Origin of the sequence: Pseudomonas nitroreducens, from assembly GCF_010994165.1 — a bacterium.
In the GTDB taxonomy this organism is placed as follows: domain Bacteria; phylum Pseudomonadota; class Gammaproteobacteria; order Pseudomonadales; family Pseudomonadaceae; genus Pseudomonas; species Pseudomonas nitroreducens.
The window spans coordinates 168,369-194,594 of sequence record NZ_WMBX01000002.1; the positions used below are offsets into that span (position 1 = coordinate 168,369).

The 26,226-nt window shown below is 64.7% G+C and carries 20 protein-coding genes; 11 read left to right on the plus strand and 9 right to left on the minus strand.

Annotated elements, in window-relative coordinates; translation table 11 throughout:
* Nucleotides 1-81 precede the first annotated feature (81 nt).
* Complete coding sequence (gene hupB / locus GJV37_RS08770) at nt 82-354, plus strand: nucleoid-associated protein HU-beta (RefSeq protein WP_003087931.1); 273 nt, start codon at nt 82-84, stop codon at nt 352-354.
* A gap of 228 nt (nt 355-582) precedes the next feature.
* Nucleotides 583-2,472 (plus strand): SurA N-terminal domain-containing protein, encoded by a 1,890-nt coding sequence (locus GJV37_RS08775; protein ID WP_037010412.1) that lies wholly within the window; start codon nt 583-585, stop codon nt 2,470-2,472.
* Nucleotides 2,473-2,561: 89 nt separating this feature from the next.
* Here GJV37_RS08775 and fabI read toward each other — a convergent pair whose 3' ends face one another.
* From fabI to gloB, 8 genes are all read right to left on the minus strand, one after another.
* Nucleotides 2,562-3,359: an enoyl-ACP reductase FabI gene (fabI, locus tag GJV37_RS08780; protein WP_038803140.1), complete on the minus strand. Its 798-nt coding sequence runs from the start codon at nt 3,357-3,359 to the stop codon at nt 2,562-2,564.
* Between the two features lie 23 nt (nt 3,360-3,382).
* Nucleotides 3,383-4,993: an ABC transporter ATP-binding protein gene (locus tag GJV37_RS08785; RefSeq protein ID WP_065084159.1), complete on the minus strand. Its 1,611-nt coding sequence runs from the start codon at nt 4,991-4,993 to the stop codon at nt 3,383-3,385.
* Between the two features lies 1 nt (nt 4,994).
* Nucleotides 4,995-6,014 (minus strand): ABC transporter permease, encoded by a 1,020-nt coding sequence (locus GJV37_RS08790; RefSeq protein ID WP_038803141.1) that lies wholly within the window; start codon nt 6,012-6,014, stop codon nt 4,995-4,997.
* Between the two features lie 4 nt (nt 6,015-6,018).
* Nucleotides 6,019-7,101 carry a microcin C ABC transporter permease YejB gene (locus GJV37_RS08795; protein WP_024763285.1) on the minus strand — a complete coding sequence of 361 codons (1,083 nt, stop codon included), beginning with the start codon at nt 7,099-7,101 and terminating at the stop codon, nt 6,019-6,021.
* A complete protein-coding gene (locus GJV37_RS08800) occupies nt 7,101-8,966 on the minus strand; it encodes an extracellular solute-binding protein (protein ID WP_193452333.1) in 1,866 nt (621 codons plus the stop codon). The genes GJV37_RS08795 and GJV37_RS08800 overlap by 1 nt, the downstream gene beginning before the upstream one ends.
* Nucleotides 8,963-10,792: an extracellular solute-binding protein gene (locus GJV37_RS08805; RefSeq protein WP_193452334.1), complete on the minus strand. Its 1,830-nt coding sequence runs from the start codon at nt 10,790-10,792 to the stop codon at nt 8,963-8,965. The genes GJV37_RS08800 and GJV37_RS08805 overlap by 4 nt, the downstream gene beginning before the upstream one ends.
* A gap of 117 nt (nt 10,793-10,909) precedes the next feature.
* Nucleotides 10,910-12,532 (minus strand): LysM peptidoglycan-binding domain-containing protein, encoded by a 1,623-nt coding sequence (locus GJV37_RS08810; RefSeq protein ID WP_024763288.1) that lies wholly within the window; start codon nt 12,530-12,532, stop codon nt 10,910-10,912.
* A gap of 79 nt (nt 12,533-12,611) precedes the next feature.
* Entirely contained in the window at nt 12,612-13,406 is a 795-nt protein-coding gene (gene gloB / locus GJV37_RS08815; protein ID WP_065084164.1) for a hydroxyacylglutathione hydrolase, read from the minus strand.
* An 89-nt stretch (nt 13,407-13,495) separates the two neighbouring features.
* On the opposite strand from gloB, the gene GJV37_RS08820 reads away from it, so the two are divergent.
* From GJV37_RS08820 to nudC, 9 genes are all read left to right on the plus strand, one after another.
* Nucleotides 13,496-14,251: a class I SAM-dependent methyltransferase gene (locus GJV37_RS08820; RefSeq protein ID WP_024763290.1), complete on the plus strand. Its 756-nt coding sequence runs from the start codon at nt 13,496-13,498 to the stop codon at nt 14,249-14,251.
* Nucleotides 14,252-14,262: 11 nt separating this feature from the next.
* A complete protein-coding gene (rnhA, locus tag GJV37_RS08825) occupies nt 14,263-14,706 on the plus strand; it encodes a ribonuclease HI (RefSeq protein ID WP_024763291.1) in 444 nt (147 codons plus the stop codon).
* A gap of 72 nt (nt 14,707-14,778) precedes the next feature.
* A complete protein-coding gene (gene dnaQ / locus GJV37_RS08830) occupies nt 14,779-15,516 on the plus strand; it encodes a DNA polymerase III subunit epsilon (RefSeq protein ID WP_037011876.1) in 738 nt (245 codons plus the stop codon).
* Nucleotides 15,517-15,723: 207 nt separating this feature from the next.
* On the plus strand, nt 15,724-17,976 hold the full coding sequence (locus GJV37_RS08835; protein ID WP_170859583.1) for an Orn/Lys/Arg family decarboxylase: 2,253 nt from the start codon (nt 15,724-15,726) through the stop codon (nt 17,974-17,976).
* A gap of 118 nt (nt 17,977-18,094) precedes the next feature.
* Nucleotides 18,095-20,269, plus strand: coding sequence for a putative bifunctional diguanylate cyclase/phosphodiesterase (locus GJV37_RS08840; protein WP_243778215.1), 2,175 nt, complete (start codon nt 18,095-18,097; stop codon nt 20,267-20,269).
* 192 nt (nt 20,270-20,461) lie between these two features.
* Nucleotides 20,462-21,805: an amino acid permease gene (locus GJV37_RS08845; RefSeq protein ID WP_024763294.1), complete on the plus strand. Its 1,344-nt coding sequence runs from the start codon at nt 20,462-20,464 to the stop codon at nt 21,803-21,805.
* A 238-nt stretch (nt 21,806-22,043) separates the two neighbouring features.
* On the plus strand, nt 22,044-22,856 hold the full coding sequence (locus GJV37_RS08850) for a crotonase/enoyl-CoA hydratase family protein (protein ID WP_024763295.1): 813 nt from the start codon (nt 22,044-22,046) through the stop codon (nt 22,854-22,856).
* Between the two features lie 42 nt (nt 22,857-22,898).
* Complete coding sequence (locus GJV37_RS08855; protein WP_084359080.1) at nt 22,899-24,572, plus strand: FimL-related protein; 1,674 nt, start codon at nt 22,899-22,901, stop codon at nt 24,570-24,572.
* Nucleotides 24,572-25,411, plus strand: coding sequence for an NAD(+) diphosphatase (nudC, locus tag GJV37_RS08860; protein ID WP_037011888.1), 840 nt, complete (start codon nt 24,572-24,574; stop codon nt 25,409-25,411). Before GJV37_RS08855 ends, nudC begins: the two co-directional genes overlap by 1 nt.
* A gap of 24 nt (nt 25,412-25,435) precedes the next feature.
* On the opposite strand, the gene GJV37_RS08865 is transcribed toward nudC, so the two are convergent.
* Nucleotides 25,436-26,218 carry a TSUP family transporter gene (locus tag GJV37_RS08865; RefSeq protein ID WP_024763298.1) on the minus strand — a complete coding sequence of 261 codons (783 nt, stop codon included), beginning with the start codon at nt 26,216-26,218 and terminating at the stop codon, nt 25,436-25,438.
* Nucleotides 26,219-26,226: the final 8 nt, after the last annotated feature.

Genomic DNA, 26,226 nt, shown 5'->3' on the forward strand with positions numbered 1-26,226 from the left:
TTGTCAGTTGGCAAACCAGCACCTGCTTTTGCTTACACCTAACACATAGAAACATACTCAACAGAAATAAGGGGACTTAGAGTGAACAAGTCGGAACTGATCGATGCTATCGCCGCATCTGCTGATATCCCGAAAGCTGTTGCCGGTCGCGCTCTGGACGCGGTGATCGAGTCCGTAACTGGCGCCCTGAAGGCTGGTGACTCCGTCGTACTGGTCGGCTTCGGCACCTTCGCTGTCAAAGAGCGTGCTGCTCGCACCGGTCGCAACCCGCAAACCGGCAAGCCGATCAAGATCGCTGCTGCTAAGATCCCGGGCTTCAAGGCCGGTAAAGCCCTCAAGGACGCTGTCAACTAAGCGTCTTTTTGGACTTGACCTGGACCGGTTCAACTTCGGTTGGGCCGGTCACGGAGCGATGACCCGGCTGGCGTAGGTCGGTTGGAATCATCAGGGGTCACGGGCTCAACGCCCGCAAGCTCCACCAGTTACGAGAAGGCGCATCCTCGGATGCGCCTTTCTTATATCCGCTTTTTTTTCCACGCCGCGCCGCCATTGACGGTGGGCCGTGGCCGCGTCGGGGGCCGCATGCTGCAAAACATCAGGGACAATTCCCAAGGCTGGATCACCAAGACCATCCTGGGCGTGATCGTTGTCCTCATGGCTTTGACCGGGTTCGATCAGATCATTCGCGCAACCCACCACGAGAACGTCGCTGCTCAGGTCAACGGTGAGGACATCAGTCTGCCGGAACTGCAGCAGGCTGCGGACATGCAGCGTCGCCAGCTGATGCAGCGCCTGGGCAAGGACTTCGATTCGTCCATGCTCGACGACAAGCTGCTCAAGGATTCCGCGCTGAAGTCGCTCATCGAGCGCAAGCTGGTCCTGCAGGCTGCCCAGAATGACAAGTTCGCGTTTTCCCAGCAGGCGCTGGACCAACTGATCCTGTCGACTCCCGAGTTCCAGGTGGACGGCAAGTTCAACGCCGACCGTTTCGACCAGGTCATCCGCCAGATGGGCTATGACCGCATGCAGTTCCGTCGCATGTTCGGTGAGGAAATGCTGATCGGCCAACTGCGCGCCGGCATCGCCGGTACCGGCTTCGTCACCGATGACGAACTGAACGCCTTCGCTCGCCTGGAGAAGCAGACCCGTGACTTCGCTACCCTGACTCTCAAGGCCGACCCGGCCAAGAGCAAGGTCGAGGACAGCGAGATCAAGGCGTACTACGACGCCCACAGCACCGAGTTCATGACGCCTGAACAGGTCACCATCGACTATGTCGAGCTGAAGAAGTCCGCCTTCTTCGACCAGGTCGAGGTGAAGAAGGAAGACCTCGATGCCCTCTATCAGAAGGAGATCGCCGGCCTGGCCGAGCAGCGCGACGCCGCGCACATCCTGATCGAGGTGAACGACAAGCAGAACGACCAGCAGGCCAAGGCCAAGATCGACGAGATCAAGGCGCGCCTGGACAAGGGCGAGGACTTCGCCAAGCTGGCCAAGGAGCTGTCCAACGACACCGGCTCCGCCGCCAATGGCGGTGACCTCGGCTTCGCTGGCCGTGGCGTGTATGACCCGGCCTTCGAAGAGTCGCTGTACGCGCTGAAGAAGGGCGAAGTTTCCGCTCCGGTGAAGACTTCCTACGGCTGGCACCTGATCAAGCTGCTGGGCGTCGAAGCGCCGGAGGTTCCGACCTTCGACAGCCTGAAGGCCAAGCTGGAGCACGAAGCCAAGACCCAGCTGGTCGAGCAGCGTTTCGTCGATGCCACCAAGCAGCTGGAAAGCTCTGCCTACGAGGCTTCAGATCTGGCCCAGCCGGCCCAGGACATGGGCTTGAAGGTGCAGACCAGCAAGCCGTTCGGCAAGGAAGGCGGCGAAGGTGTCACGGCTAACCGCCAGGTCATCCAGTCCGCTTTCAGCCCCGAAGTACTGGAAGAGGGGGCCAACAGCGGCGCCATCGAACTGGATCCGGACACCGTGGTCGTGCTGCGCGTGAAGGCGCACCACAAGCCTGAGCAGGAAACCCTGGAGCAGGTCAGTGCCGATATCCTCAAGCGCCTGCAGGTCGAGCACGCTGCAGTCGATGCCAAGTCTCGCGGTGAAACACTGCTGGCTGGCCTGCGCGACGGCAAGATCCCGCTGACCCAGGCCCAGGAAGGCCAGCAGTGGAAGGTCGTGGAAGCGGCCGCCCGTGGTCAGGAAGGCGTCGATCCGGTCGTGCTGCAGAGCGTGTTCCGCATGGTTCGCCCGGAAGGTGCCGACAAGCCCAGCCTGGGCGGTGTCGCGTTGCAGAACGGCGACTTCGTGCTGGTCAAGCTCAGCGGTGTGAGCGAGCCGGAGGCCAAGCCGACCGAGGAGGAAAAGGCGATGTACCGGCGCTTCCTCGCCTCGCGCAGCGGCCAGGATGATTTCTCCGCCTTCCGCCGTTACCTGCAGGATCAGGCGAAAGTCGAGAAATTCGACGAAGCCAAGAAGTAAGAGACTGGGGCCGCGCAAGCGGCCCTCGTTTTATCGGGTAAAGGAAAAAGGCCGCATTCGCGGCCTTTTTCTTTGCCTGGAGCAAAGCCTCAGTCGTCGCTGAGCGGCCCCATTGCCGTGGTGTTGAAACCGCCATCGACATAGAGGATTTCGCCACTGATGCCACTGGCCAGGTCCGAGCACAGAAATGCACCGGCGTTGCCGACTTCCTCGATGGTCACATTGCGCCGCAGCGGTGTCTGGCGTTCGTTGGCGGCGAGCATCTTGCGGAAGCTCTTGATGCCCGAGGCGGCGAGCGTGCGAATGGGGCCTGCGGAGATGGCGTTGACGCGAATGCCCTCCGGGCCGAGGCTGCCGGCCAGGTAGCGCACGCCGGCTTCCAGGCTGGCCTTGGCCATGCCCATGACGTTGTAGTTGGGCATCGTGCGCTCGGCGCCCAGGTAGGAGAGGGTGAGCAGGCTGCCGTTGCGGCCCTGCATCAGCTCGCGGCCGGCCTTGGCCAGGGCGATGAAGCTATAGGCGCTGATGTCGTGGGCGATCCGGAAGCCTTCGCGGGTGGTGACCTCGGTGAAGTCGCCGTCGAGTTGGTCGCCTGGTGCGAAGCCCACCGAGTGGACAATACAGTCAAGCCCATCCCACTGCTTCCCCAGCTCGGCGAACACGGCTGCGATGTCCGCGTCGTTGGCTACGTCACAGGGGAAGCACAGCTCCGCGCTGGAGCCCCAGCCAGCAGCGAACTCTTCCACGCGGCCCTTGAGCTTGTCGTTCTGGTAGGTAAAGGCGAGTTCGGCGCCTTCCCGGTGCATCGCCGCGGCGATGCCGGAGGCGATGGACAGTTTGCTGGCGACTCCGACGATCAGTACGCGCTTGCCTGCGAGAAATCCCATATTCACTCCTTGATCATGTGAGGTCAGGTCGGTGCCGGGACCATGAAGGCTGCTTCCAGCAGTTGCTGTGTGTACGCATGCTGCGGCGCGGCGAAGACATCCTCGGCCATGCCCTGTTCGACCACCTTGCCATGGCGAATCACCATCAACTGGTGGCTGAGGGCTTTCACTACAGCCAGGTCGTGGCTGATGAACAGGTAGGTCAGGTTGTACTTGGCCTGCAGGCCGCGCAGCAGCTCGACAACCTGGCGCTGCACGGTGCGGTCCAGTGCCGAGGTCGGTTCGTCCAGCAGGATCAGCGCTGGCTTGAGCACCAGCGCTCGGGCAATGGCGATGCGCTGCCGCTGGCCTCCGGAGAACTCGTGGGGGTAACGGTGCCGGGTGTCCGGGTCGAGCCCGACCTCCCTGAGCGCTTCGATGATCGCCTGCTCGCGTTCCTCGGCCGTGCCCATGCCATGGATCTCCAGGCCTTCGCCGACGATCTGGCCCACCGACATGCGCGGGCTGAGGCTGCCGAACGGATCCTGGAAGACTACCTGCATCTCGCGACGCAGGGGCCTGACTTCCGCCTGGTTCATGCCTTCGATGGCCTGACCCTCGAAGCGGATGCCGCCCTGGCTGTTGATCAGGCGCAGGATGGCCAGGCCGAGGGTCGACTTGCCTGAGCCGCTCTCGCCGACGATGCCCAGGGTCTGACCACGCGGCAGGCTGAAGTCGATGCCGTCCACGGCCTTGACGTGATCGACGGTCTTGCGGAACACGCCTTTCTTGATCGGGAACCACACGCGCAGGTCGTCGACCTCCAGCAAGGGCGCTCCTGGCTCGTTCTGTGCGGGGGTACCACTGGGCTCGGCTCCGAGCAATTCGCGCGTGTAAGGGTGCTGGGGGGCCTCGAAGAGGGCTTCGCAATCCGCTTGCTCGACAATGCAGCCGCGCTGCATCACGCAGACGCGGTGGGCGATGCGCCGCACCAGGTTGAGATCGTGGGTGATCAGCAGCATGGCCATGCCCAGCCGTTGCTGCAGGTCGCGCAGCAGGTCAAGGATCTTCAGCTGCACGGTGACGTCCAGTGCCGTGGTCGGTTCGTCGGCGATCAGCAGTTCCGGCTCGCAGGCCAGGGCCATGGCGATCATCACCCGCTGGCGCTGGCCGCCGGAGAGTTCGTGCGGATAGGCCTTGAGGCGGCTGGCCGGGTTGGGGATGCCCACCAGCTCCAGCAGCTCCAGCGTGCGCGCGCGTGCCTGGACGCCGTTCATGCCCTTGTGCAGGGCCAAGACTTCACCGATCTGCTTCTCGATGCTGTGCAGCGGGTTCAGCGAGGTCATGGGTTCCTGGAACACCATGGCGATGCGGTTGCCGCGGATACCCCGAAGTTTGCGCTCGGGCAGCTTGAGCAGGTCCTTGCCGGCATAATGGATGCTGCCCGAAGGATGGCTGGCGGTGGGGTAGGGCAGCAGGCGCAGGATCGAGTGCGCGGTTACCGATTTGCCGGAGCCGCTTTCGCCCACCAGTGCCAGGGTCTCGCCCTTGCGGATGTCGAAGCTGATGTGTTCCACCGCGCGCACCTGCTCGTCGCCGCAGAGGAAATCGACGGACAGGTCGCGGACTTCGATGAGGTTCTCGTTCTGGTTCATCTCACTTCCTCGGGTCGAAGGCATCGCGGGCGGCTTCGCCGATGAACACCAGCAGGCTCAGCATCACGGCCAGCACCACGAAGGCGGTGATGCCCAGCCAGGGCGCCTGCAGGTTGGACTTGCCCTGGGCGACCAGCTCGCCCAGCGACGGTGCGCCGGCGGGCAGACCGAAGCCGAGGAAGTCCAGGGAGGTCAGGGTGCCGATCGCGCCAGTGAGGATGAAGGGCATGAAGGTCAGGGTGGAGATCATCGCGTTGGGCAGGATGTGGCGGAACATGATCGCCCCGTTGCGCATGCCCAGGGCGCGCGCGGCGCGCACGTACTCGAGGTTGCGGCCACGGAGAAACTCGGCGCGGACCACGTCCACCAGGCTCATCCAGGAAAACAGCAGCATGATTCCCAGCAGCCACCAGAACCCAGGCTGCACGAAGCTGGCGAGGATAATCAGCAGGTAGAGCACCGGCAGACCCGACCAGATTTCCAGGAAGCGCTGGCCGAGAAGGTCGATCCAGCCGCCATAGAAGCCCTGCAGCGCACCCACGACGACGCCGACGATGGAACTGAGCACGGTGAGAATCAGGGCGAATAGCACCGATACGCGGAAGCCGTAGATTACCCGCGCCATGACATCGCGGGCCTGGTCGTCGGTGCCCAGCCAGTTCTCCGCACTGGGAGACGAAGGCGCCGGCACGCGCAGGTCGTAGTTGATAGTGTCGTAGCTGTAGGCGATCGGCGGCCAGAGTATCCAGCCGTCCTTCTGCGCGATCTGCTCGCGCATGTACGGGCTCTTGTAGTTGGCTTCCATGGGGAACTCGCCGCCGAAGGCGGTTTCCGGGTAGCGCTTGACCACCGGGAAGTACCACTGGCCGTCGTAGTGGATCGCCAGGGGCTTGTCGTTGGCGATCAGCTCGGCGCCCAGGCTGAGGATGAACAGCGTGAGGAATAGCCAGAGCGACCACCAGCCACGCTTGTTGGCCTTGAAGCGCGCCCAGCGGCGCAGATTGATGGGAGACAGGCGCATCGGATTACTCCCGGTTCTCGAAGTCGATGCGCGGATCGACCAGCGTGTAGAGGACGTCGCTGACCAGCTTCATGATCAGGCCGAACAGGGTGAAGATGAACAGCGTACCGAACACCACCGGGTAGTCGCGGTTCAGCGCCGCCTCGAAGCTGAGCAGGCCCAGGCCGTCGAGGGAGAAGATCACCTCGATCAGCAGCGAGCCGGTGAAGAAGATGCCCAGCAGGGCCGAGGGCAGGCCGGCGATGATCAGCAGCATGGCGTTGCGGAACACGTGGCCGTAGAGCACGCGGCGCTCGGTCAGGCCCTTGGCGCGGGCGGTGACCACGTACTGCTTGCCGATCTCGTCGAGGAAGCTGTTCTTGGTCAGCAGGGTGATGGTGGCGAAGTTGCCGATCACCAGCGCGGTGATGGGCAGCGCCAGGTGCCAGAAGTAGTCGCGGACCTTGCCGGCCCAGGTCAGCTCGTCGAAGTTGTTGGAGGTCAGCCCTCGCAAGGGGAACCAGTCCCAGTAGCTGCCGCCGGCGAACAGCACTACCAGCAGGATGGCGAAGAGGAAGGCGGGGATCGCGTAGCCGACGATGATCGCCGAGCTGGTCCAGACGTCGAAATGGCTGCCGTGGCGCACCGCCTTGGCGATGCCCAGCGGGATCGACACCAGGTACATGATCAGTGTGCTCCAAAGCCCCAGGGAGATGGAGACGGGCAGCTTCTCGACGATCAGGTCGGTGACCTTGGCATCGCGGAAGAAACTCTGGCCGAAGTCCAGGTGCACGTAGTTCTTGAGCATGATCCAGAAGCGTTCGGGTGCCGGCTTGTCGAAGCCGTACATCTTCTCGATTTCCTTCACCAGCTCCGGGTCCAGGCCCTGGGCGCCGCGATAGTGCGTGCCTGCCGCAGCAACTTCCCCGCCGCCACCGGAGATGCGTCCGGTGGCGCCGCCGCTGGCGGCATCGAAACCTTCCAGCTTGGCGATCATCTGCTCCACCGGGCCGCCGGGGGCGGCCTGGATGATGATGAAGTTGATCAACAGGATGCCGAACAGGGTGGGAATGATCAGCAGCAGGCGCCGCAGGATGTAGGCCAGCATCAGTTGGCCCCTTGGGCGACGGCGCCGTCAGCCGGCGCTTCGGCTGCAGCCTTGGCGGCGGTCTTGGTCGGCTCGGCCTTCTCGCGGGCCTGCCACCAGGTTTGCAGCGCATAGCTGTAGGGCGGCAGCTTCTCCGGGTGGGCGATGCGGTTCCAGTAGGCGATGCGCCAGTTGCCCAGGTACCAGTTGGGCACCACGTAGTGGCCCCAGAGCAGCGCGCGATCGAGGGCGCGGGCGTGGCGCACCAGGCTTTCGCGGGAGCCGGCGTTGATCAGGCCTTCCACCAGCGCGTCGATGCCCGGATCGCGCAGGCCGATGAAGTTGCGGCTGCCCGGCTTGTCGGCGCTGCTGGAGTGCCAGAATTCGCGCTGCTCATTGCCCGGCGAGCTGGATTGCGGCCAACTGCTGACGATCATGTCATAGTCCCGCGAGCGCAGGCGGTTGATGTATTGCGAGACGTCGACCCGGCGCAGTTGCATGTCGATGCCCAGCTCCGCGAGGTTGCGCTTGAAAGGCAGCAGTACGCGCTCGAAGTCGGCCTGGGCGAGCATGAATTCGAAGCTCAGCTGCTTGCCGTCCGGGCCGACCATCTTGTCGTTCTCGATCTTGTAGCCAGCCTCCAGCAGCAACTGGTAGGCCTTGCGCTTCTGCTCGCGGATGATGCCGCTGCCGTCGCTGGTGGGCGGCACGTAGACCTGGGTGAAGACCTGCGGTGGCAGCTTGTCGCGCAGCGGTTCGAGGATTTTCAGCTCTTCCGCGTCAGGCAACTCCTTGGCGGCCATCTCGGAGTTCTCGAAGTAGCTGCCGTCGCGCAGGTAGGAGCCGAAGAACAGCTGCTTGTTGGTCCACTCGAAGTCGAACAGGTTGGTGATCGCTTCGCGCACGCGCGGGTCCTGGAACACCGGGCGGCGGATGTTGAAGGCGTAGGCCTGCATGCCCCACGGATTTCCGTTCACCGGCTCCTCGCGGACGATGCGGCCGTCACGCACGGCGGGCGAATCGTAGGCGGTCGCCCAGTTCTTCGCGATGCGCTCGTCGTTGAAGTCGAATTGCCCGGCCTTGAAGGCTTCCAGGGCGACGGTCAGGTCGCGGTAGGACTCCACCACCACGGCGTCGAAGTTGTTGAAGCCGCGGTTCACCGGCAGCTTGTCGCCCCACCAGTCCTTGACCCGCTCGTAGCGGATCGAGCGGCCGGCCTCGACCTTGGCGATGCGGTACGGTCCGCTGCCCAGCGGCGGTTCCATGTTGGTCTTGTTGAAGTCGCGGTTGGCCCACCAGTGCTTGGGCAGGATCGACAGCTGGCCAAGGATCAGCGGCAGTTCGCGGTTGTCGCCGTGCTTGAAGTCGAAGCGCACGCGCAGCTTGTCCTCGGCCACCACCTTGTCGACGTCCGCGTAGTAGTTGCGGTACATCGGGTCGCCGTCCTTCATCAGCGTCTCGAAGGTGAACACCACGTCTTCGGCGGTGACCGGCGTGCCATCCTGGAAACGCGCCTGGGGACGCAGGTAGAAGCGTACGAAGCGATGCTCCGGGTCCTTCTCGATCTTCTCGGCGAGCAGGCCGTACTCGGTGAAGGGCTCGTCGAGTGAGTGGAAGGTGAGGGTGTCGTAGATCAGGTTGATCTGCGGCGCCGAGTTGCCCTTGGCGATGAAGGGGTTGAGGCTGTCGAAGCCGCCGAAGTCGGAGAGACGCAGCGTGCCGCCCTTGGGCGCATCGGCATTGACGAAGTCGAAATGCTTGAAGTTCGCCGGGTATTTCGGTGCCTCGTCATACAGGGTGATGGCGTGCTGCGGCGCGGCCTGCGCGCTGCCCAGCAGTCCCAGCAACAGGCCGGCGCAGAGCGCGGCGCGGCGGGGGCTTTTCATAGGGTGTTCTCCTGGTCTTTTTGCCACCACGCGCGCAAGCCCAAGGTGTAGGGCGGCGTGGTGACGAAGGCGAAGCGGTTGCGGTACGCCAGTCGATGCTTGTTCAGGTACCAGTTGGGAATGCTGTAGTGCTGCCACAGCAGTACCCTGTCCAGCGCGCGGGCGGCGGCCTCCTGCTGGTCGCGGTCAGGGGCGCCCAGCAGTTTTTCGAGCATCGCGTCCACCACGGGATCGGCGATGCCCGCATAGTTCTTGCTGCCCTTGACCGCCACCTGGCTGGAGTGGAAGTACTGCCATTGTTCGAGGCCGGGGCTGAGGGTCTGGGGCAGGGTCATCAGAATCATGTCGTAGTCGAACTGGTCCAGACGCTGTTTGTACTGGGCGCGGTCCACGGTGCGCAAGCTCGCATCGATACCGATGCTGGCCAGATTCTCGCGATAGGGCTGGAGTATCCGCTCCAGGCTGGGATTGACCAGCAGGATTTCGAAGCGCAGCTGTTTGCCGTTGGCGTCCAGCAGGCGATCGCCGGAGAGCTTCCAGCCGGCTTCGCCCAATAGACCCAATGCGTGGCGCAGGGTTTCCCGCGGGATGCCGGCGCCCTTGGTCACCGGCACGCTGAAGGGGCGCTTGAATAGCGCTTCAGGCAGTTGCTGGCGATACGGAGAAAGCAGCAGCCACTCCTTGCCTTGGGGCGCCCCGGTGGCGGCGAAGGTGCTGTTGGGGTAGTAGCTGCTGGCGCGTACGTAGGCGTCGTTGAACAGGGCGCGGTTGGTCCACTCGAAGTCGAACATCATCCCCAGCGCTTCGCGCAGGCGGCGGTCGGCGAAGGTCGCCCGGCGGGTGTTGAGGAACAGAGCCTGGGTCTGGGTGGGGATCTGGTGGGGGATTTCCACCTTTACGACCTCGCCCCGGCGCACCGCCGGGAAGCGGTAGTTGCTGCGCCAGTTCTTCGCCTGGTGCTCGATGTAGATGTCGAACTCACCGGCCTTGAAGGCTTCGAAGGCGATACCGGCGTCGCGGTAGAAGTCCACCTCGACGCGGTCGAAATTGTACTTGCCACGGTTCACCGCCAGGTTCGCCCCCCACCAGTCCTTGGCCCGCTCGAACACCAGTCGGCGCCCTGGTACCACCTCGGTGATCCGATACGGGCCGCTGCCCAGCGGTGGCTCGAAGGTGGTGGCCTGGAAGTCGCGGCCTTTCCAGTAGTGTTGCGGCAGCACCGGCATCTCGCCCAGGCGCAGGATCAGCAACGGATTGTTGTGGCGCTTGAAGACGAAGCGGATGCTCCGAGCAGAAAGGATGTCGACCCGCTGCACTTCCTGCAGGTTGGTGCGGTACATCGGGTGGCCGTGTTTGAGCAGGGTGCGGTAGGAAAATGCAACGTCGTAGGCAGTGATCGGCTTGCCATCGTGGAAGCGTGCTTCCGGGCGCAGGTTGAACACCACCCAGCTGCGGTCCTCGGCGTATTCCACGCTGCGGGCGATCAGGCCGTAGCTGGAGGCGGGCTCGTCACCGGAGGGGTCATACAGGCCGGTACCGACCATCAGCGGCTCGTTCAGCTCGCTGACGCCGTACTGCAGGAAGTCCGCGGTACTCACCGGCGGGCTGCCCTTGAAGGTATAGGGGTTGAGTGTGTCGAAGGTGCCCAGGCCCATCAGCCGCAGCAGGCCGCCCTTGGGGGCGTTGGGATTGACCCAGGCGAAGTGGTCGAAACTGGCCGGGTATTTGAGGTCGCCGAATTGCGCGTACCCGTGGCTTTCGGTGATCTGGGCGGAGGCGGGGACGCCCAGGAAGAGTCCCAGGAGCAGGAGAGACAAGCGACGCATCAGGCGTAGGATCCGATCCTGGCTGGCTGAGGGGTAATTGCGTCGTACAGTAGCAGCTTGTCCCTGCCGCCAGAAGTCATGAAGCCGGGGCATGCAGGCCCCGGCGCAGAAGTGGGATCAGCGGCTCGCGGTGTCGAGGTACAGCGTGATGGTCTGGCCAGGCTTAAGAGCCTTGCCACTGCGTGGGTTCCAGCGCTTGATGTGCTGCATCTCGACGTTGAAGCGCTTGGCGATCAGGTACATCGAGTCGCCTTGCTTGACCTTGTAGTAGGTCGCGGTGTCCTGCTTGGCCTTGGCTTTGCTGTTGGCCGCCAGTTGGGTGGCGGCGGCGCTCTGCAGCTTGAGGGTCTGGCCGGGTTTTACGCCGTGGCTGTCCAGTCCGTTCCAGCGCTTGAGGTCGGCCACGTCGACGCCGTTTTTCTTGGCGATCTGCCAGAGTGTGTCGCCATTCTTCACGGTGTAGCTGCGGGTGGCGACACGCGCGCTGGCGGTGGTCTTCGAGCTTTCCACCTGAGCCAACTGGCGCGGGCTTTCCGGCTCGATGACCGGGCGGCCCGGCTGGCCGGGGATCACCAGGGTCTGGCCGTTGCGCAGGCGGTTGGCGCTCAGGCGGTTGGCTGCCTTGAGTTCGGCGACGCTCAGGCGGTAGCGCTGGGCGATGCTGTGCAGGCTGTCGCCCTTGCGTACCCGGTAGCGGCTACCGGAGCTGGTTGCCACGGTTGCCGCCAGCGGCTTGAGTTCGACAGGCTGCAGGTTGGCGACGCCAGCCTTGAGCGAGTCGGCCTTGTTCAGCGGCACCAGTAGGTGGTGCGGGCCGTCGAGAGTCACACCGCGCTTGAAGGCTGGGTTGAGCTGCTGCAGTTCGTCCTGGTCCAGGTCGGCGACGGCGGCGACCTGGGAGAGATCCAGGCCCGGCTTGACGCGGATCGAGGTGAAGTAGGGCTGGTTGGCGATGGGGCTGAGGTTGATGCCGTAGATGGTCGGGGCATTCACCAGTTGCGACAGGGCCAGCAGCTTGGGCACGTAGTCCTGGGTTTCCTGCGGCAACGGCAGGTTCCAGTAGTCGGTGGGCAGGCCGAGGCGCTCGTTGCGCTCGATCGCCCGGCTGACGGTACCTTCGCCGGCGTTGTAGGCGGCCAGGGCGAGCAGCCAGTCGCCATTGAACATGTCATGCAGACGGTTCAGGTAGGTGAGCGCGGCGTTGGTCGACGCGGTGATATCGCGGCGGCCGTCGTAGAAGTTGGTCTGGCGCAGGTTGAAGTGCGTGCCGGTACTGGGGATGAACTGCCACAGGCCCACGGCCTGGGCGCGCGACACTGCCATCGGGTTGTACGAGCTCTCGATCATCGGCAGCAGCGCGAGCTCCAGTGGCATGTCGCGCTCTTCCAGGCGCTCGACGACGTAGTGCATATACGGTGCGCCGCGCTCGCTGGCGTTCTCCAGGAACGACTGGTTGCTCATGAACCACAGGCGCTGACGCTCGATACGCGGGTTGGTGTTGAGCTGGTCCTGCAGCTGGAAACCGCCACGCATGCGTTCCCAGATATCGTTCTGGGACGCCGTCCAGGCAGGATTGAACTGCACATCGACGGCGCGGGATGCGTTGCGGATCGGGCCGTTGCTGGCTACTTGGCTGGTCGACTGGCACCCAGCCAGGCCCGCGGCGAGAAGGACAATAGAGACTCGGATGGCTCGTGCCAATGCGTCTAGATCGGAGGTATTTCTGGTCTTGGGCGGCATTGGTTGATGACTTTGTCCGGGGCAAAAATTTCGGCGATTCTAGAAACCGAGCCTGCTCTGGTCAAGATTTCGCCAGGCCTCAGAACTGATCCTTCCAGCGGCGAATGGTCGCAAAGACCTCTTCCGGCGTGCGGATTTGCTGGCCATTCCGCTCGTCGGCCATTTTCTTAACGGATGTTTCTGACACGCGAAGGAAAGGATTCGTCGCCCTCTCCAGGTCAATGGAAGAAGGCAGGCTGATCTTCCCCTGTTCGCGCCAGCGGCTGACTTCTTCGAAGCGCGCCAGGACGACCGGGTTTTCCGGCTCCACCGCACAAGCGAAGCGCAGGTTACTCAAGGTGTATTCGTGGGCGCAGTACACAGCAGTGTGGCCGGGCAGGGCGGCCAGCCGGCTCAGCGAGGCATGCATCTGGGCCGGCGTGCCTTCGAACAGGCGGCCGCAGCCCGCCGCGAACAGGGTGTCGCCGCAGAACAGCAGCGGCTGCTCTCCTTCCTCGATGCTGTCTGCTGCATGGAAAAAGGCGATGTGGCCCAGGGTATGGCCGGGTACGTGGATGACCTCGAAATCCAGTCCGAGCACCTCCACATGGTCGCCGTCCTCCAGCGCCACGTCGCGCCCTGGAATCTTCTCCCCTGCAGGCCCCAGCACGCGGGCGCCGGTCTCGGACTTCAGGCGGGCAACGCCACCGACATGATCGGCATGGTGATGGGTAATCACGATGTCGGTCAGCTTCCAGCCAGGATGGGCCAGCAGCCATTGCTCGACCGGTGCGGCATCACCCGGATCGACCACGGCGCATTCGCGGCGGGTCACATCCTGCAACAGCCAGAGGTAGTTGTCGGAAAAGGCGGGCAGGGCATCTATCTGTATCATGGATCGAAAGTCGCCAAGTGGTGGGCATTGGCGCATAGTAGTGCGGATACGCACTTTTGTGTCGCGCTGTGCCACAGGGGGACGTGATGATCGAAGAACCCTTCGCCCAGGCCGATGCCGACTGGCTGGAGCTGATCGACCAGGCTCGCCATTGGCTGTCCGGGCCGATTGGCGGAATGATGCTCGCCGAAGAGCAGCAGTTGCTGATCGACGAACTGGAGCGCTATTTCGGCGGTTACCTGGTCCATTACGGGCCGCATGCGGAGTTGCCGGCCAGCGTTGGCAACATCCAGCGCGGCGTGCGCCTCGGGCCGCCGCTGCCCGGCGTGGAGATCGCCTGCGACGAAGCGGCCTGGCCGCTGGGCGAGCACGCCGCGGACGTGGTGCTGCTGCAGCATGGCCTGGATTTCTGCCTGTCGCCGCACCGTTTATTGCGTGAAGCGGCGCGCAGCGTGCGTCCCGGAGGGCACCTGCTGGTGGTCGGGGTGAATCCCCGGAGCGCCTGGGGTATTCGCCACTACTTCGCTCGTGATGCCTTGCGCCGCGCCCGCTGCATCTCGCCCGGTCGTGTCTGCGACTGGCTCAACCTGCTGGGCTTCGCGCTGGAGAAACGCCGCTTCGGGTGTTATCGTCCGCCGCTTGCATCGGCGAAATGGCAGGGCCGTCTGGCCCGCATGGAAACCTGGGGCCCCGTGCTGCAGGGCTCCGGCGCCGGCTTCTATCTATTGGTGGCGCGCAAGCTGGTGGTCGGTCTGCGGCCCCTGCGTCAGCCCCGTCGTGAACCGCGCGGCCAACTGGTGCCGCTGCCGGTGGCCAAGGTCAGTCGTCGCGATTCCGAGTCCTGAAAGCGAGCCAAATGAGCGAAGAGAAAGTCGAGATCTACACCGACGGCGCCTGCAAGGGCAACCCGGGGCCGGGTGGCTGGGGCGCCGTGCTGTTCTACAAGGGTGCCGAGCGCGAGTTGTGGGGCGGCGAGGCCGAAACCACCAACAACCGCATGGAACTGATGGCCGCCATCATGGCCCTCGCCGCGCTCAAGCGGCATTGCGACGTGCGCATCGTCACCGATTCGCAGTACGTCATGCAGGGCATCACCGAGTGGATGGTCAACTGGAAGAAGCGTGGCTGGAAGACTGCCGCCAAGCAGCCGGTGAAGAATGCCGACCTGTGGCAGGCGCTGGACGAGCAGGTGAACCGGCATACTGTCGAATGGCGCTGGGTGCGCGGCCACACCGGCCATCCCGGCAACGAGCGTGCCGACATGCTCGCCAACCGCGGCGTGAGCGAACTGCCGCGCTAAGCGTCCCGCTATCAGCATCAAGCTCGCCCGGATCAGCCCGGGCGAATCAACCGCAAGAAGGTTTCTCACAGAATGCGCAGCGTCGTACTCGATACTGAAACGACCGGTATGCCGGTCACCGACGGCCACCGGATCATCGAGATCGGTTGCGTCGAACTCGAAGGCCGCCGCCTGACTGGCCGGCACTTCCACGTCTACCTGCAGCCCGACCGCGAGATCGACGAGGGCGCCATCGCCGTCCACGGCATCACCAACGAGTACGTCAAGGACATGCCGCGCTTCCGCGAGGTGGCCAATGACTTCTTCGAGTTCATCAATGGCGCGCAGCTGATCATCCACAACGCGGCGTTCGACGTTGGCTTCATCAACAACGAGTTTGCCCTGATCGGTCAGAGCGAGCGCGCCGAAGTCGCCGACTACTGCTCTATCCTCGACACCTTGCTGATGGCCCGCGAGCGCCATCCGGGCCAGCGCAACAACCTCGATGCGCTGTGCAAGCGCTATGGCGTCGACAACTCCGGCCGTGATTTGCACGGCGCACTGCTTGATGCCGAGATTCTGGCCGACGTCTACCTGGCAATGACCGGTGGCCAGACCAGCCTGTCGCTGGCGGGCAATGGCGCCGAAGGTGACGGCAGCGGGCGCGCCACGGCCACGGCGATTCGCCGCCTGGCGGCCGAACGTGGGTTGACCCGGGTGATCCGCGCCACCGATGCCGAAATCGAGGCGCATGTCGCGCGCTTGGCGGTGATCGAGAAGTCCGCTGGCGGCCCGTCGCTGTGGGCGCAGATGGAAGCACCGAAGGAGTGATCCTCCGCGTTGACCGAGAAAAGGCCCCTGAACAGGGGCCTTTTCATGTCTGTGGGCGCTAGCCAGAGCAAAGCGCTCGAGGTGAGCGTTCCTGTCAGCCACGCGACGTTTTCGTACAGCCGTCAGTCCAGCGCATTCCCCTACATTCCGTGAGTCCATACTCTGAAGAGGATCGACGCCAGTCGTACGTCTTTTCAGGGGTTCACAATGTACAAAGACCTGAAGTTCCCCATCCTCATCGTTCACCGCGACATCAAGGCCGATACTGTGGCCGGCGACCGGGTGAGGGATATCGCGCGGGAGCTGGAGCAGGACGGCTTCAGCATCCTCTCCACTGCGAGCTCCGCGGAGGGGCGCATCGTCGCCTCCACCCACCATGGTCTCGCCTGCATCCTGGTTGCCGCCGAGGGGGCGGGGGAGAACCAGCGGTTGCTGCAGGACGTGGTGGAGCTGATCCGCATGGCACGGGTGCGCGCGCCGCAATTGCCGATCTTCGCCCTGGGCGAGCAGATGACCATCGAGAATGCGCCGGCCGAATCCATGGCCGACCTGCACCAGTTGCGCGGCATCCTTTATCTGTTCGAAGACACCGTGCCGTTCCTCGCGCGCCAGGTCAGCCGTGCGGCGCGCAAATACCTGGAAGGCCTGTTGCCGCCGTTCTTCCGCGCGCTGGTGGAGCACACCGCGCAGTCCAACTATTCCTGGCACACGCCCGGCCATGGCGGTGGCGTGGCCTATCGCAAGAGCCCGGTGGGGCAGGCCTTTCACCAGTTCTTCGGCGAGAACACCCTGCGGTCGGACCTCTCGGTCTCAGTGCCCGAACTGGGCTCGCTGCTCGATCACACCGGCCCGCTCGCCGAGGCGGAGGCCCGCGCCGCGCGCAATTTCGGCGCCGACCACACCTTTTTCGTGATCAATGGCACCTCCACGGCGAACAAGATCGTCTGGCATTCCATGGTCTGCCGCGATGACCTGGTGCTGGTGGACCGCAACTGCCACAAGTCGATTCTCCACTCGATCATCGTGACCGGCGCCATCCCGCTGTACCTGACGCCGGAGCGCAACGAGCTGGGCATCATCGGGCCGATCCCGTTGTCCGAGTTCAGCCGCGAATCCATCGCCGCGAAGATAGAGGCCAGCCCGCTGGCGCGTGGCCGCGAGCCGAAAGTGCGGTTGGCGGTGGTCACCAATTCCACCTATGACGGCCTCTGCTACAACGCGCAGATGATCAAGCAGGCCCTGGGCGACAGCGTCGAGGTACTGCATTTCGACGAAGCCTGGTACGCCTACGCGGCGTTCCATGAGTTCTACGGCGGCCGCTACGGCATGGGCACCCGCCGCGATGACAGCGGCCCGCTGGTGTTCACCACTCACTCCACGCACAAGATGCTCGCGGCGTTCAGCCAGGCCTCGATGATCCACGTGCAGGACGCAGGCTCCCGGCGCTTTGAGCAGGCGCGCTTCAACGAAGCCTTCATGATGCACATCTCCACCTCGCCGCAGTACGGCATCATCGCCTCGCTGGACGTGGCCTCGGCAATGATGGAGGGTCCGGCGGGGCGCTCGCTGATCCAGGAGACTTTCGACGAGGCCCTGAGCTTCCGTCGGGCATTGGCCAACGTACAGCAGAACCTCGCCGAGGACGACTGGTGGTTCTGCGTCTGGCAGCCGCCGGGCGTCGAGGGGACCGACGAGGTGAAGACCCGCGACTGGGTGCTGGAGCCCAATGCCGACTGGCACGGTTTCGGCGACGCGGTGGAAGACTACGTCCTGCTCGACCCGATCAAGGTGACCCTGGCCACACCGGGCCTGACCGCCGGCGGCCGGCTGGATTCGCGGGGAATTCCCGCCGCGGTAGTCAGCCGCTTCCTCTGGGAGCGCGGGCTGGTGGTGGAGAAGACCGGGCTGTATTCCTTCCTCGTACTCTTCTCCATGGGCGTGACCAAGGGCAAATGGAGCACCCTGGTCACCGAGCTGCTGGAGTTCAAGCGCAGCTACGATGCCAACCAGCCGCTGGCGGATGCCCTGCCCAGCGTCGCCCAGGCCGGCGGCGCGCGGTATGCAGGTATGGGCCTGCGCGACCTGTGCGATGAACTGCACCGCTGTTATCGCGACCACGCCACGGCGAAGGCGATGAAGCGCATGTACACGGTGCTCCCGGAGATCGCCATACGCCCGGCCGACGCATACGCGCAACTGGTGCGCGGCGAGGTCGAGGCGGTACCTATCGATCGGTTGGAAGGGCGCGTTGCCGCGGTGATGCTGGTGCCTTATCCGCCAGGAATCCCGCTGATCATGCCGGGCGAACGGTTCACCGAATCCACCCGTTCCATACTCGATTACCTGGCCTTCGCCCAGAGTTTCGAGCGCGACTTCCCCGGCTTCGATTCGGACGTCCATGGCCTGCAGGTGCGCGAGGTAGATGGGCAGAAGCGTTACACCGTGGAGTGCTGCAAATGACCGTCCGGCTACTGATAGAAGTGACATACATCACTGTATGAAAAGTGGAACTATTCTTGTGCGCACCGGTAAAGGGAGAACTTGAGGAAAAAGGGAGGTTTCCCCTATGCGCTGTCCCATGACGTTGCCGAATGAGAGTGAGCGCCTGAGCGCACTCTCCGACTATGGATTCGACGACGAAAGCCTGCTGCCCAGCCTGGACCCGGTGGTGCAGATTGCGGTCCGCATGTTCGGCATGCCCGTTGCGGCGGTGAACATGATCGGCAGTGACCATGTGTTCTTCGCCGCCGCCACAGGCATCGGCGAGGTGGACATGGGACGCGACGTATCCTTCTGCGCCCATGCCATCGCCCAGGACGGGGTGATGGTGGTGGGCGACGCCAGCCGCGATGAGCGCTTCCACGACAATCCGCTGGTGACCGCGCCCAATGGCGTGCGCTTCTATGCCGGCGTGCCGCTGCTTTCAGTGGAAGGGCAGGCGCTGGGGGCTCTCTGCATCATCGACAGCAGGCCCCACGAGGACTTTTCCGGTGAGGACCGCGAACGCCTGGTCGAGCTGGCGCGCATGGCGTCGGACCGGCTCGAGTTGCGGCGCATCGAAGTCGCCTCGTCGCGCACCCGGCCATTGTTCGAGGAATACGCCGGTACCTCACCCACGCCCGTGGTGTGGTTCGACTGCTGGGGTGAGATCGGCGCCTGGAACGAGGCGGCGGCCAACTTGTTCGGTTACGACCTGGTCGAAGGCAGCGGGCAGGCTTTCGAGCTGCTGTTACCTGAGCGTGAGCGTCCGTCATTCCGCGCGCTGATCAGCGGGGCCAGCGATGCCACTTCGCTGGATGGCGTGGCCGTGCCGGGGGAAATCACCGGTGTGCGCAAGGACGGTTCCGAGCTGTCCCTGGGCCTGACGCTGTTCAGTTGGTCGGAGAAGGGCAAGCTCAAGTTCGAGGCTGTACTCAAGGATCTCACCGCCCGCCATCAGGAGGAAGAAGCGCTGCGCCAACTGGCCAGCGTCGACGTGCTCACCGGATTGGCCAACCGTGGCCAGTTCTATCGCCGAACCGAGGAACTGCTGGTGCAGTCGCGGCCGGCGACGGTGCTGATGATCGATCTGGATGGCTTCAAGGACGTCAACGACTCCCTTGGCCATGCGGTCGGTGACGGCATCCTGCGGCAAGTGGCCGAACGGCTGGAGCGTCTGGCAACCGACGGCGCCACGGTCGCGCGAATCGGTGGCGACGAGTTCGCCATCCTCGAGCCCAACCTGCTTTCGCCGGAACACGCCATGCGTTTCGCCCAGGCCGTGATCGCCAGCATCGCCGAGCCGATCCTCATCGATGCCCATGAAATCCATGTTGCCGCCAGTTGTGGCGTGGCGCTGGCCCCGCTGCATGCCCAGGAAGCGCTGGAGCTGGTCGGTGACGCCGACCTGGCCTTGTTCAAGGCCAAGATCAGCGGGCGCAGTCATGCCTTCGTGTTCGTCCCGGCGCTGAAGATGGAGGCAGCGGCGCGGCACCTTTACGGCATGGAGCTGCATCGCGCAGTGGCCAATGGGGAGTTCCTGCTGTTCTACCAGCCCCAGGTCAGTCTGCGCGACGGCTCGCTGCGCGGCGCCGAAGCGCTGATCCGCTGGCAGCATCCGCAGCGCGGCCTGCTGTCGCCGGCGGCTTTCCTGCCGTCGCTGGAAGGCGGGCCGCTGGCGGCCATCGTCGGCGCCTGGATCCTGGACGAGGCCTGCGCCCAGGCGGCCTACTGGCGGCGCAACGGTGCGCCGGACCTGCGCATGGGCGTCAACCTGTTCGGCGCACAGTTCCGCATGGGCAACCTGGTCACCCAGGTGCTGGAGGCGCTGGAGCGTCACGGCCTGCCGGCCGAGGCGCTGGAGCTGGAAATCACCGAGAACATCGTGCTCAACCACGACGACAGCGTGCTCAGCACCCTGCAGAGCCTGCGCTCCTATGGGGTCGGCATCGCCTTCGACGATTTCGGCACCGGCTACGCATCGCTCAGCCTGCTCAAGACCTATCCGCTCTCGCGGATCAAGATCGACCGCAGCTTCGTCAACGGCATGCTGGAAACCCAGCAGGACTTCTCGGTGATCCGTGCCATCCTCGACATGGCGCGCAGTTTCGACCTGGAAACCATCGCCGAAGGCATCGAGACCACCGCGCAGCGCGACCGCCTGCGTGCCGAGCGCTGCAATGAAGGGCAGGGCTATCTGTTCGCCAAGCCGATGCCAGCGCTGCAGTTCGAGCAGCTGTACGGCCTTGGCGGGCGCCAGGTCGGCCGGGCCTGAGCGACGGATTTTCTGCAGCGACATTGACCTTACGGGGCGAAACCGTTCGAAACGGGCGGTGTCGCCTCGCAAATCGGTTTCCTCCTTTGCCCGGCGCTGTCTACCCTGTAGGACAGATCGCCGCTCTGCGTCTTCGCAAGGGGCAGGGCAACAAAATGAAAAGTACGGGTCGCGGGCTTCTAAGGAGCGCAGATGGCGGAAGCGAAAAAGGGCAGCATGGGGTTCTGGAGCTGCACTGCGCTGGTGGTCGGCAACATGGTCGGGTCTGGGGTATTCCTGCTGCCGTCGAGCCTGGCGGCGTTCGGCGGGCTCAGTCTGTTCGGCTGGCTGGTATCGAGCACCGGGGCGGTGATCCTGGCGTTTACCTTTGCCCGGCTCGCCCGGCTCAACCCCGGTGCGGGCGGCCCCTATGCCTACACCCGTGACGGCTTCGGCAGCTTTGCCGGCTACCTGTGTGCCTGGACCTACTGGAAAGCCGCATGGATCGGCAACGCCGCCATTGCCGTCACGCTGGTGGGCTACCTGCGGGTGTTCATTCCGGCGCTGGCCGATCCGCTGCTGATGGTCGCCACGGCCATTGGAGCGATCTGGCTGTGCACCCTGATCAACCTGCGCGGCATCACCGCCTTCGCCGTGGTGCAGAACTGCCTGACCGCGCTCAAGCTGATTCCGCTGCTGCTGGTCGGCATTCTTGGCTGGTTCCACTTCAATCCGGATTACCTGACCATCCCGGCGCCGAGCGAACTGCCGAACATGGGGTATGCCCAGGCCATCGCCACCACGGCGGCGCTGACGCTCTGGTCGTTCATCGGCCTGGAGTCGGCAACCGTGCCGGCGGACGATGTGCGGGACCCGAAGAAGACCATCCCCCGCGCCACACTGTTCGGCACCCTGGCGGCCGCATCGGTGTACATCCTCTCGATCACCGCCGTGCAGGGCCTGATGCCGCCGGAGGTACTGGCCAAGTCCACGTCGCCGTTCGCCGATGCCGCGCGCATCCTGCTGGGCAACTGGGGTTACTACCTGGTCGCGGGCGGTGCGGTGATCGCCTGCCTGGGCGCGCTCAATGGCTGGGTGCTGCTGCAGGGCCAGATTCCGGTGGCGCCGGCCCGTGACGGGCTGTTCCCCGAGTCCCTGGGCAAACTCAACAAGAACGGCGCGCCGGCCAATGGGCTGCTTTCTTCCGGGCTGCTGGTGACGGCACTGGTGATGGTCGATGGTCACGGCGAGCTGGTGGAGGTGTTCAACGTCATCATCCTGCTCGGCACCATGACCGGTGTCGTGCCCTACGCCTTCTGCACCGCGGCGCTGCTGCAGTTGCTGGCGACCAAGCCGGAATCCTTCTCTCCACGCTCGCGCCCGCAGGTGCTGGCCATCGGTTGCCTGGGCTTCCTCTATTCGCTGTGGGCGCTCTATGGCACCGGCGAACAGGCGATCTTCTGGGGCTTCCTGGTGTTCATGGCGGGCATCCCGATGTACACCTGGCGGCAGTACCGCAATCGCGCCCAGGGTTTACCGGTGGCGGCCGGCGACTGATTGTCGCGTACCGGGCCTTGCTGCCAGATCAAGCACTTGCTGGCCGATCTGCGAGCCAGTTCCCGCCCGATGCCGTGGGCTGCGTCACAGACCACGGCATCGACTTTTAGTTTCGCCTTGTTATAGTGACGCGATTTCCAAAATCTGATTCCCAGCACGAATAAGAACTGTTGGCCCGGGCTCCAGCGGCACTGCGCCGCACCCAGACGAGAAGCAGGGCATACCCGAGGACATCCCCGTGAAAGAATACAAAGCCTTCCGCATCGAGCTGGCGGACAAGATCGCCCATGTGCAGATCAACCGTCCGGAAAAACTCAACGCGATGAATGCCGATTTCTGGAAGGAAATCATCGATATCTTCCAGTGGGCCGATGAAACGGATGAAGTCCGGGTAGTCGTCCTCAGCGGCGCCGGCAAGCACTTCTCCGCCGGTATCGACCTGGCGCTGCTGGCCCAGGCTGCCAGCCAGCTGGGCAAGGACGTCGGCCGCAATGCCCGCGCCCTGCGCAAGACCATCCTCCAGCTGCAGGGCTCCTTCAACGCCGTGGACAACTGCAGCAAGCCGGTCCTCGCGGCGATCCAGGGCTACTGCATCGGCGGCGGCATCGACCTGATCTCCGCCTGCGACATGCGCTACTGCAGCGCGGACGCGCAGTTCTCCATCAAGGAAATCGACATGGGCATGGCTGCCGACGTCGGCACCCTGCAGCGCCTGCCGCGCCTGATCGGCGACGGCATCATGCGCGAACTGGCCTACACCGGGCGCAACGTCAATGCCGAGGAAGCCCAGCGCATCGGCCTGGTCAACAGCGTCTACGCCGACCACGCCTCGCTGTTCGACGGCGTGATGGAGCTGGCCCGGCAGATCGCCGCGAAGTCGCCGATCGCCATCCGCGGCACCAAGGAAATGATCGGCTACGCCCGCGACCACCGCGTCGAGGACGGCCTGGAATACATCGCCACCTGGAACGCCGCGATGCTGCAGTCCGCTGACCTGCAGGCCGCCATGATGGCGCACATGAGCAAGAAGACCGCCGAGTTCGCCGATTGATGTCCGTCCACTCTTCTTGCGCGCAGGAGGCGCACTAGGCCGATGGTTACTGGAGCCACGTCCCTCAGTCTGGTCCGCGACGAGCTGTTCGCCACGATGGAGGAGGCCGAGCAGAACCTCGAGCACTTCATCGCCGAGCGTCAGAACGGCAGCCTGCTGCAACATTCCGTCGATTGCCTGACACAGATTCGCGGCACGCTGAACCTGATCGAGCTGGCGGGTGCCGAGCTGCTGGCGCAGGAAGCGCTGGACCTGGCCACCGACATTCCCACCGGGGTCAGCGAAGACCGCGACGGCCAACTGGCTGCGCTCGGCAATGCGCTCTATGTGCTGCGCCGCTACCTGGAAAACCTCGAGGCGCACCGCCAGGAAATCCCCGAGCTGCTGCTGCCGGCGATCAACGACGTGCGCCAGGCCGCTGGCCAGCCCGCGCTGCCGGAGAGCTTCTTCTTCAGTGCGCGCCTGGACCTGCCGCGCCCGCTGCGTGCCGTTACCGCGCCGCAAGTGGACGACCCAGCGCGTGAAGTCCGCCGCCTGCGGCAGATGTACCAGGTCGGCCTGGTAGGGCTGATCCGCGAACAGAATCTCTATCCGAGCCTCAAGCTCATGGGCCGCGCGTTGGGCAAGCTCGACGTGCTGCTGGGCAGTGCCGCGCGCACCCGCCTGTGCTGGGTCGGCGCCGGCGCGCTGGAAGCGCTGGTCGACGCGCAGATGCTGCCGCGCAAGACGCGCAAGCTGGTGTTCTCGCGCCTGGATCGCGAGCTCAAGCAACTGATCGCCAACCCGCAATACGAAGCGCCGCGGCAGTTGCTCAAGGAACTGCTCTATCTCACCACACTGGCGGACACCGGCGGCGTGCGCGCCACCGAGCTGCGCCAGGTGTTCGGCCTGGCACCGCTGCCGTTCACCGATCACCTGCTCGAAGACGAGTCGCAACGCCTGTCCGGCCCCGGCCAGTCGGTGATGCGTTCGCTGTCGGTGGCGATCCGCGAGGAGCTCACGGCGGTGAAGGACCAGCTCGACCTGATCGAGCGCGGCGTTTCCCAGGCCGATGCGCTGGGCATCCTGCACACCCAGTTGGGCAAGCTGGCCAAGACTCTGGGCATGGTGGGCCTGAATTCTGCCGCCACTTCGCTGCAGCACCAGCATGGAGTGGTCGCCGGCTGGGTCGCCAAGGGCGCGGTGGACGATCCGGCTGCGCTCAACGCGCTGGCCGACGCGCTGTTGTACGTCGAAAGCATGGTCGGCAACCTGGAGCGTGGCGAGCGCATGAGCGCGCGCCCGGCGCCGATGGGCGAGGACGATTCCTTCGCCGTTCATCAGCTCGCCGAAGCACGCATCGTGGTCATCGACGAGGCCCAGGCCGGCCTGGCCCTGGCCAAGCGCGCGATCACCGCGTACCTGGAATCCAACGGCGACAAGCTGCACCTGGCCAACGTCCCGATCAGCCTGCAGGCAGTGCGCGGCGGCCTGTGGTTCCTCGGCCAGGAGCGTGCGGCATTGCTCGTGGGTGCCTGTGCCGATTACATTCAGGGGCAGATGATCGAGACGACCCAGATGCCGTCCGAGCAGATGCTGGAAACCCTGGCCGATGCTCTGACCGGCCTGGAGTATTACCTGGAGGGTGGAGCCATGATGCGGCCTGAAGGCCAACCCGACGTCCTGGACGTCGCCAGCGAGAGCGTCAAGGCCCTGGGCCTGACGGTGGCTGCCTGATGCGTACCGGGCGTTGGGAATCCTCGATGTTCGAGGTGGCTCCGAACGGTGGTTGGGCGCTCGCCCATTGCCAGCAGCAGTTCCTTGCCGACAGCAACGGCGTGCTGTTCCCCCGTGACTGGCTTAAGCGCCAGGACCTTTCCGTGCTTTCCGAGCACGCCGTCGGGCAGTTCGATGGCGAGCCGGTGTACCTGCTGGAAGTCGATCGTACCGACCCGCTGGAGGGTGCCAGCTGGATCGGCCTGCGCCAATTCATGATGCAGGCCGAGGAAGACATCTTCGCCATGCTCGGCTTCGCCAGCCAGATCGGCATCTGGTGGCGGCAGAACCGCTTCTGCGGCAGCTGCGGGCAGCCCAATCAGCGCATGCCCCGCGACCGCGCCATGCAGTGTGAAAGCTGCGGCATCCAGCGTTACCCGCTGCTGTCGCCGAGCATGATCGTGCTGGTGACCCGTGGCGATGAGGTGTTGCTGGCCCGTTCGCCGCGCTTCGTGCCGGGGATGTACAGCACCCTGGCGGGTTTCGTCGAGCCGGGCGAGTCGGTGGAGCACTGCGTCGCGCGCGAAGTGCGCGAAGAGGTCGGCGTCGAGATCGGCAATATCCGCTACATGGGCAGCCAACCCTGGCCGTTCCCGCATTCGCTGATGTTCGGCTACCACGCCGAGTACGTCAGCGGCGAGATCGTCATGCAGCCGGATGAGATCGAGGATGCCCGCTGGTTCCACGTCGACGAGCTGCCGCGCCTGCCGGCCGAGCGCTCCATCGCCCGCTACCTGATCGAGGTCTACCTGGCACGCCGCGCCGGTCGTCCCGATCCCGTCCTGCCCGGCGGCGCCTGACTCCAGGCGCCGTATCGGCCGACTTCAGGCCGCGGCAGTGAACCAGTGCTGCCAGGCCAGGCGCACGGTCAGCGCCAATACCACCAGGATGAACACCGGGCGGATGAACTTGGCGCCGCCGCCAATCGCCGTGCGCGCGCCGAAGTAGGCGCCGACCATCAGTGAGCTGCCCATGCACAGCCCCAGCAGCCAGACCACCTGGCCCGAGGCGATGAATACCGCCAGCGCAACGATGTTACTGACGAAGTTCATGCTGCGCGCCACGCCGCTGGCGCGTACCAGGTCCAGCGGGTACATCAGCAGCGTGCTGACGGTCCAGAAGGCGCCGGTGCCGGGCCCGGCCACGCCGTCGTAGAAGCCCAGGCCCAGGCCCTGCGGCCACTGCCGGCCCTGGGCGATCTGCGGGTTGGCGTCCAGCGGCGCTTCGGGCGTCTTGCCGAACAGCAGGTACAGGCCACAGCCGAACACCACCACCGGCAGCATGCGGTTCAGCCATTCCGCCGGCATCAGGTGCGCGGCCCAGGCACCGAGCGCTGCACCGATGGCGGTGGCGATCAGCCCTTTGCGCCACTGGCGCGGCTGGAACAGTTTGCGGCGGTAGAAGGTGTAGCTGGCCACGGCGGCGCCAAAGGTCGAGCTGAGCTTGTTGGTGCCCAGCGCCAGGTGCGGCGGGACGCCGGCGGTGAGCAGGGCAGGGATGGTCAGCAGGCCACCGCCGCCGGCAATGGCGTCGATGAAACCGGCGAGGAAGGCGACGCCGGCGAGGATGACGAGGGTGGTCGGGTCTACGACGAGTTCGAAGGGCATTGGGTTCG

Bases quoted from the DNA above. Each gene is read 5' to 3' on its own strand.
- GJV37_RS08805 (WP_193452334.1), bottom strand. From the start codon at position 10,792: ATGCGTCGCTTGTCTCTCCTGCTCCTGGGACTCTTCCTGGGCGTCCCC.
- nudC (WP_037011888.1), top strand. From the start codon at position 24,572: ATGCGTACCGGGCGTTGGGAATCCTCGATGTTCGAGGTGGCTCCGAAC.
- GJV37_RS08840 (WP_243778215.1), top strand. From the start codon at position 18,095: ATGACGTTGCCGAATGAGAGTGAGCGCCTGAGCGCACTCTCCGACTAT.
- fabI (WP_038803140.1), bottom strand. From the start codon at position 3,359: ATGGGATTTCTCGCAGGCAAGCGCGTACTGATCGTCGGAGTCGCCAGC.
- gloB (WP_065084164.1), bottom strand. From the start codon at position 13,406: ATGATACAGATAGATGCCCTGCCCGCCTTTTCCGACAACTACCTCTGG.
- rnhA (WP_024763291.1), top strand. From the start codon at position 14,263: ATGAGCGAAGAGAAAGTCGAGATCTACACCGACGGCGCCTGCAAGGGC.
- GJV37_RS08865 (WP_024763298.1), bottom strand. From the start codon at position 26,218: ATGCCCTTCGAACTCGTCGTAGACCCGACCACCCTCGTCATCCTCGCC.
- GJV37_RS08800 (WP_193452333.1), bottom strand. From the start codon at position 8,966: ATGAAAAGCCCCCGCCGCGCCGCGCTCTGCGCCGGCCTGTTGCTGGGA.
- GJV37_RS08785 (WP_065084159.1), bottom strand. From the start codon at position 4,993: ATGAACCAGAACGAGAACCTCATCGAAGTCCGCGACCTGTCCGTCGAT.
- GJV37_RS08795 (WP_024763285.1), bottom strand. From the start codon at position 7,101: ATGCTGGCCTACATCCTGCGGCGCCTGCTGCTGATCATTCCCACCCTG.
- GJV37_RS08775 (WP_037010412.1), top strand. From the start codon at position 583: ATGCTGCAAAACATCAGGGACAATTCCCAAGGCTGGATCACCAAGACC.
- GJV37_RS08835 (WP_170859583.1), top strand. From the start codon at position 15,724: ATGTACAAAGACCTGAAGTTCCCCATCCTCATCGTTCACCGCGACATC.
- GJV37_RS08845 (WP_024763294.1), top strand. From the start codon at position 20,462: ATGGCGGAAGCGAAAAAGGGCAGCATGGGGTTCTGGAGCTGCACTGCG.
- dnaQ (WP_037011876.1), top strand. From the start codon at position 14,779: ATGCGCAGCGTCGTACTCGATACTGAAACGACCGGTATGCCGGTCACC.
- GJV37_RS08855 (WP_084359080.1), top strand. From the start codon at position 22,899: ATGGTTACTGGAGCCACGTCCCTCAGTCTGGTCCGCGACGAGCTGTTC.
- GJV37_RS08810 (WP_024763288.1), bottom strand. From the start codon at position 12,532: ATGCCGCCCAAGACCAGAAATACCTCCGATCTAGACGCATTGGCACGA.
- GJV37_RS08790 (WP_038803141.1), bottom strand. From the start codon at position 6,014: ATGCGCCTGTCTCCCATCAATCTGCGCCGCTGGGCGCGCTTCAAGGCC.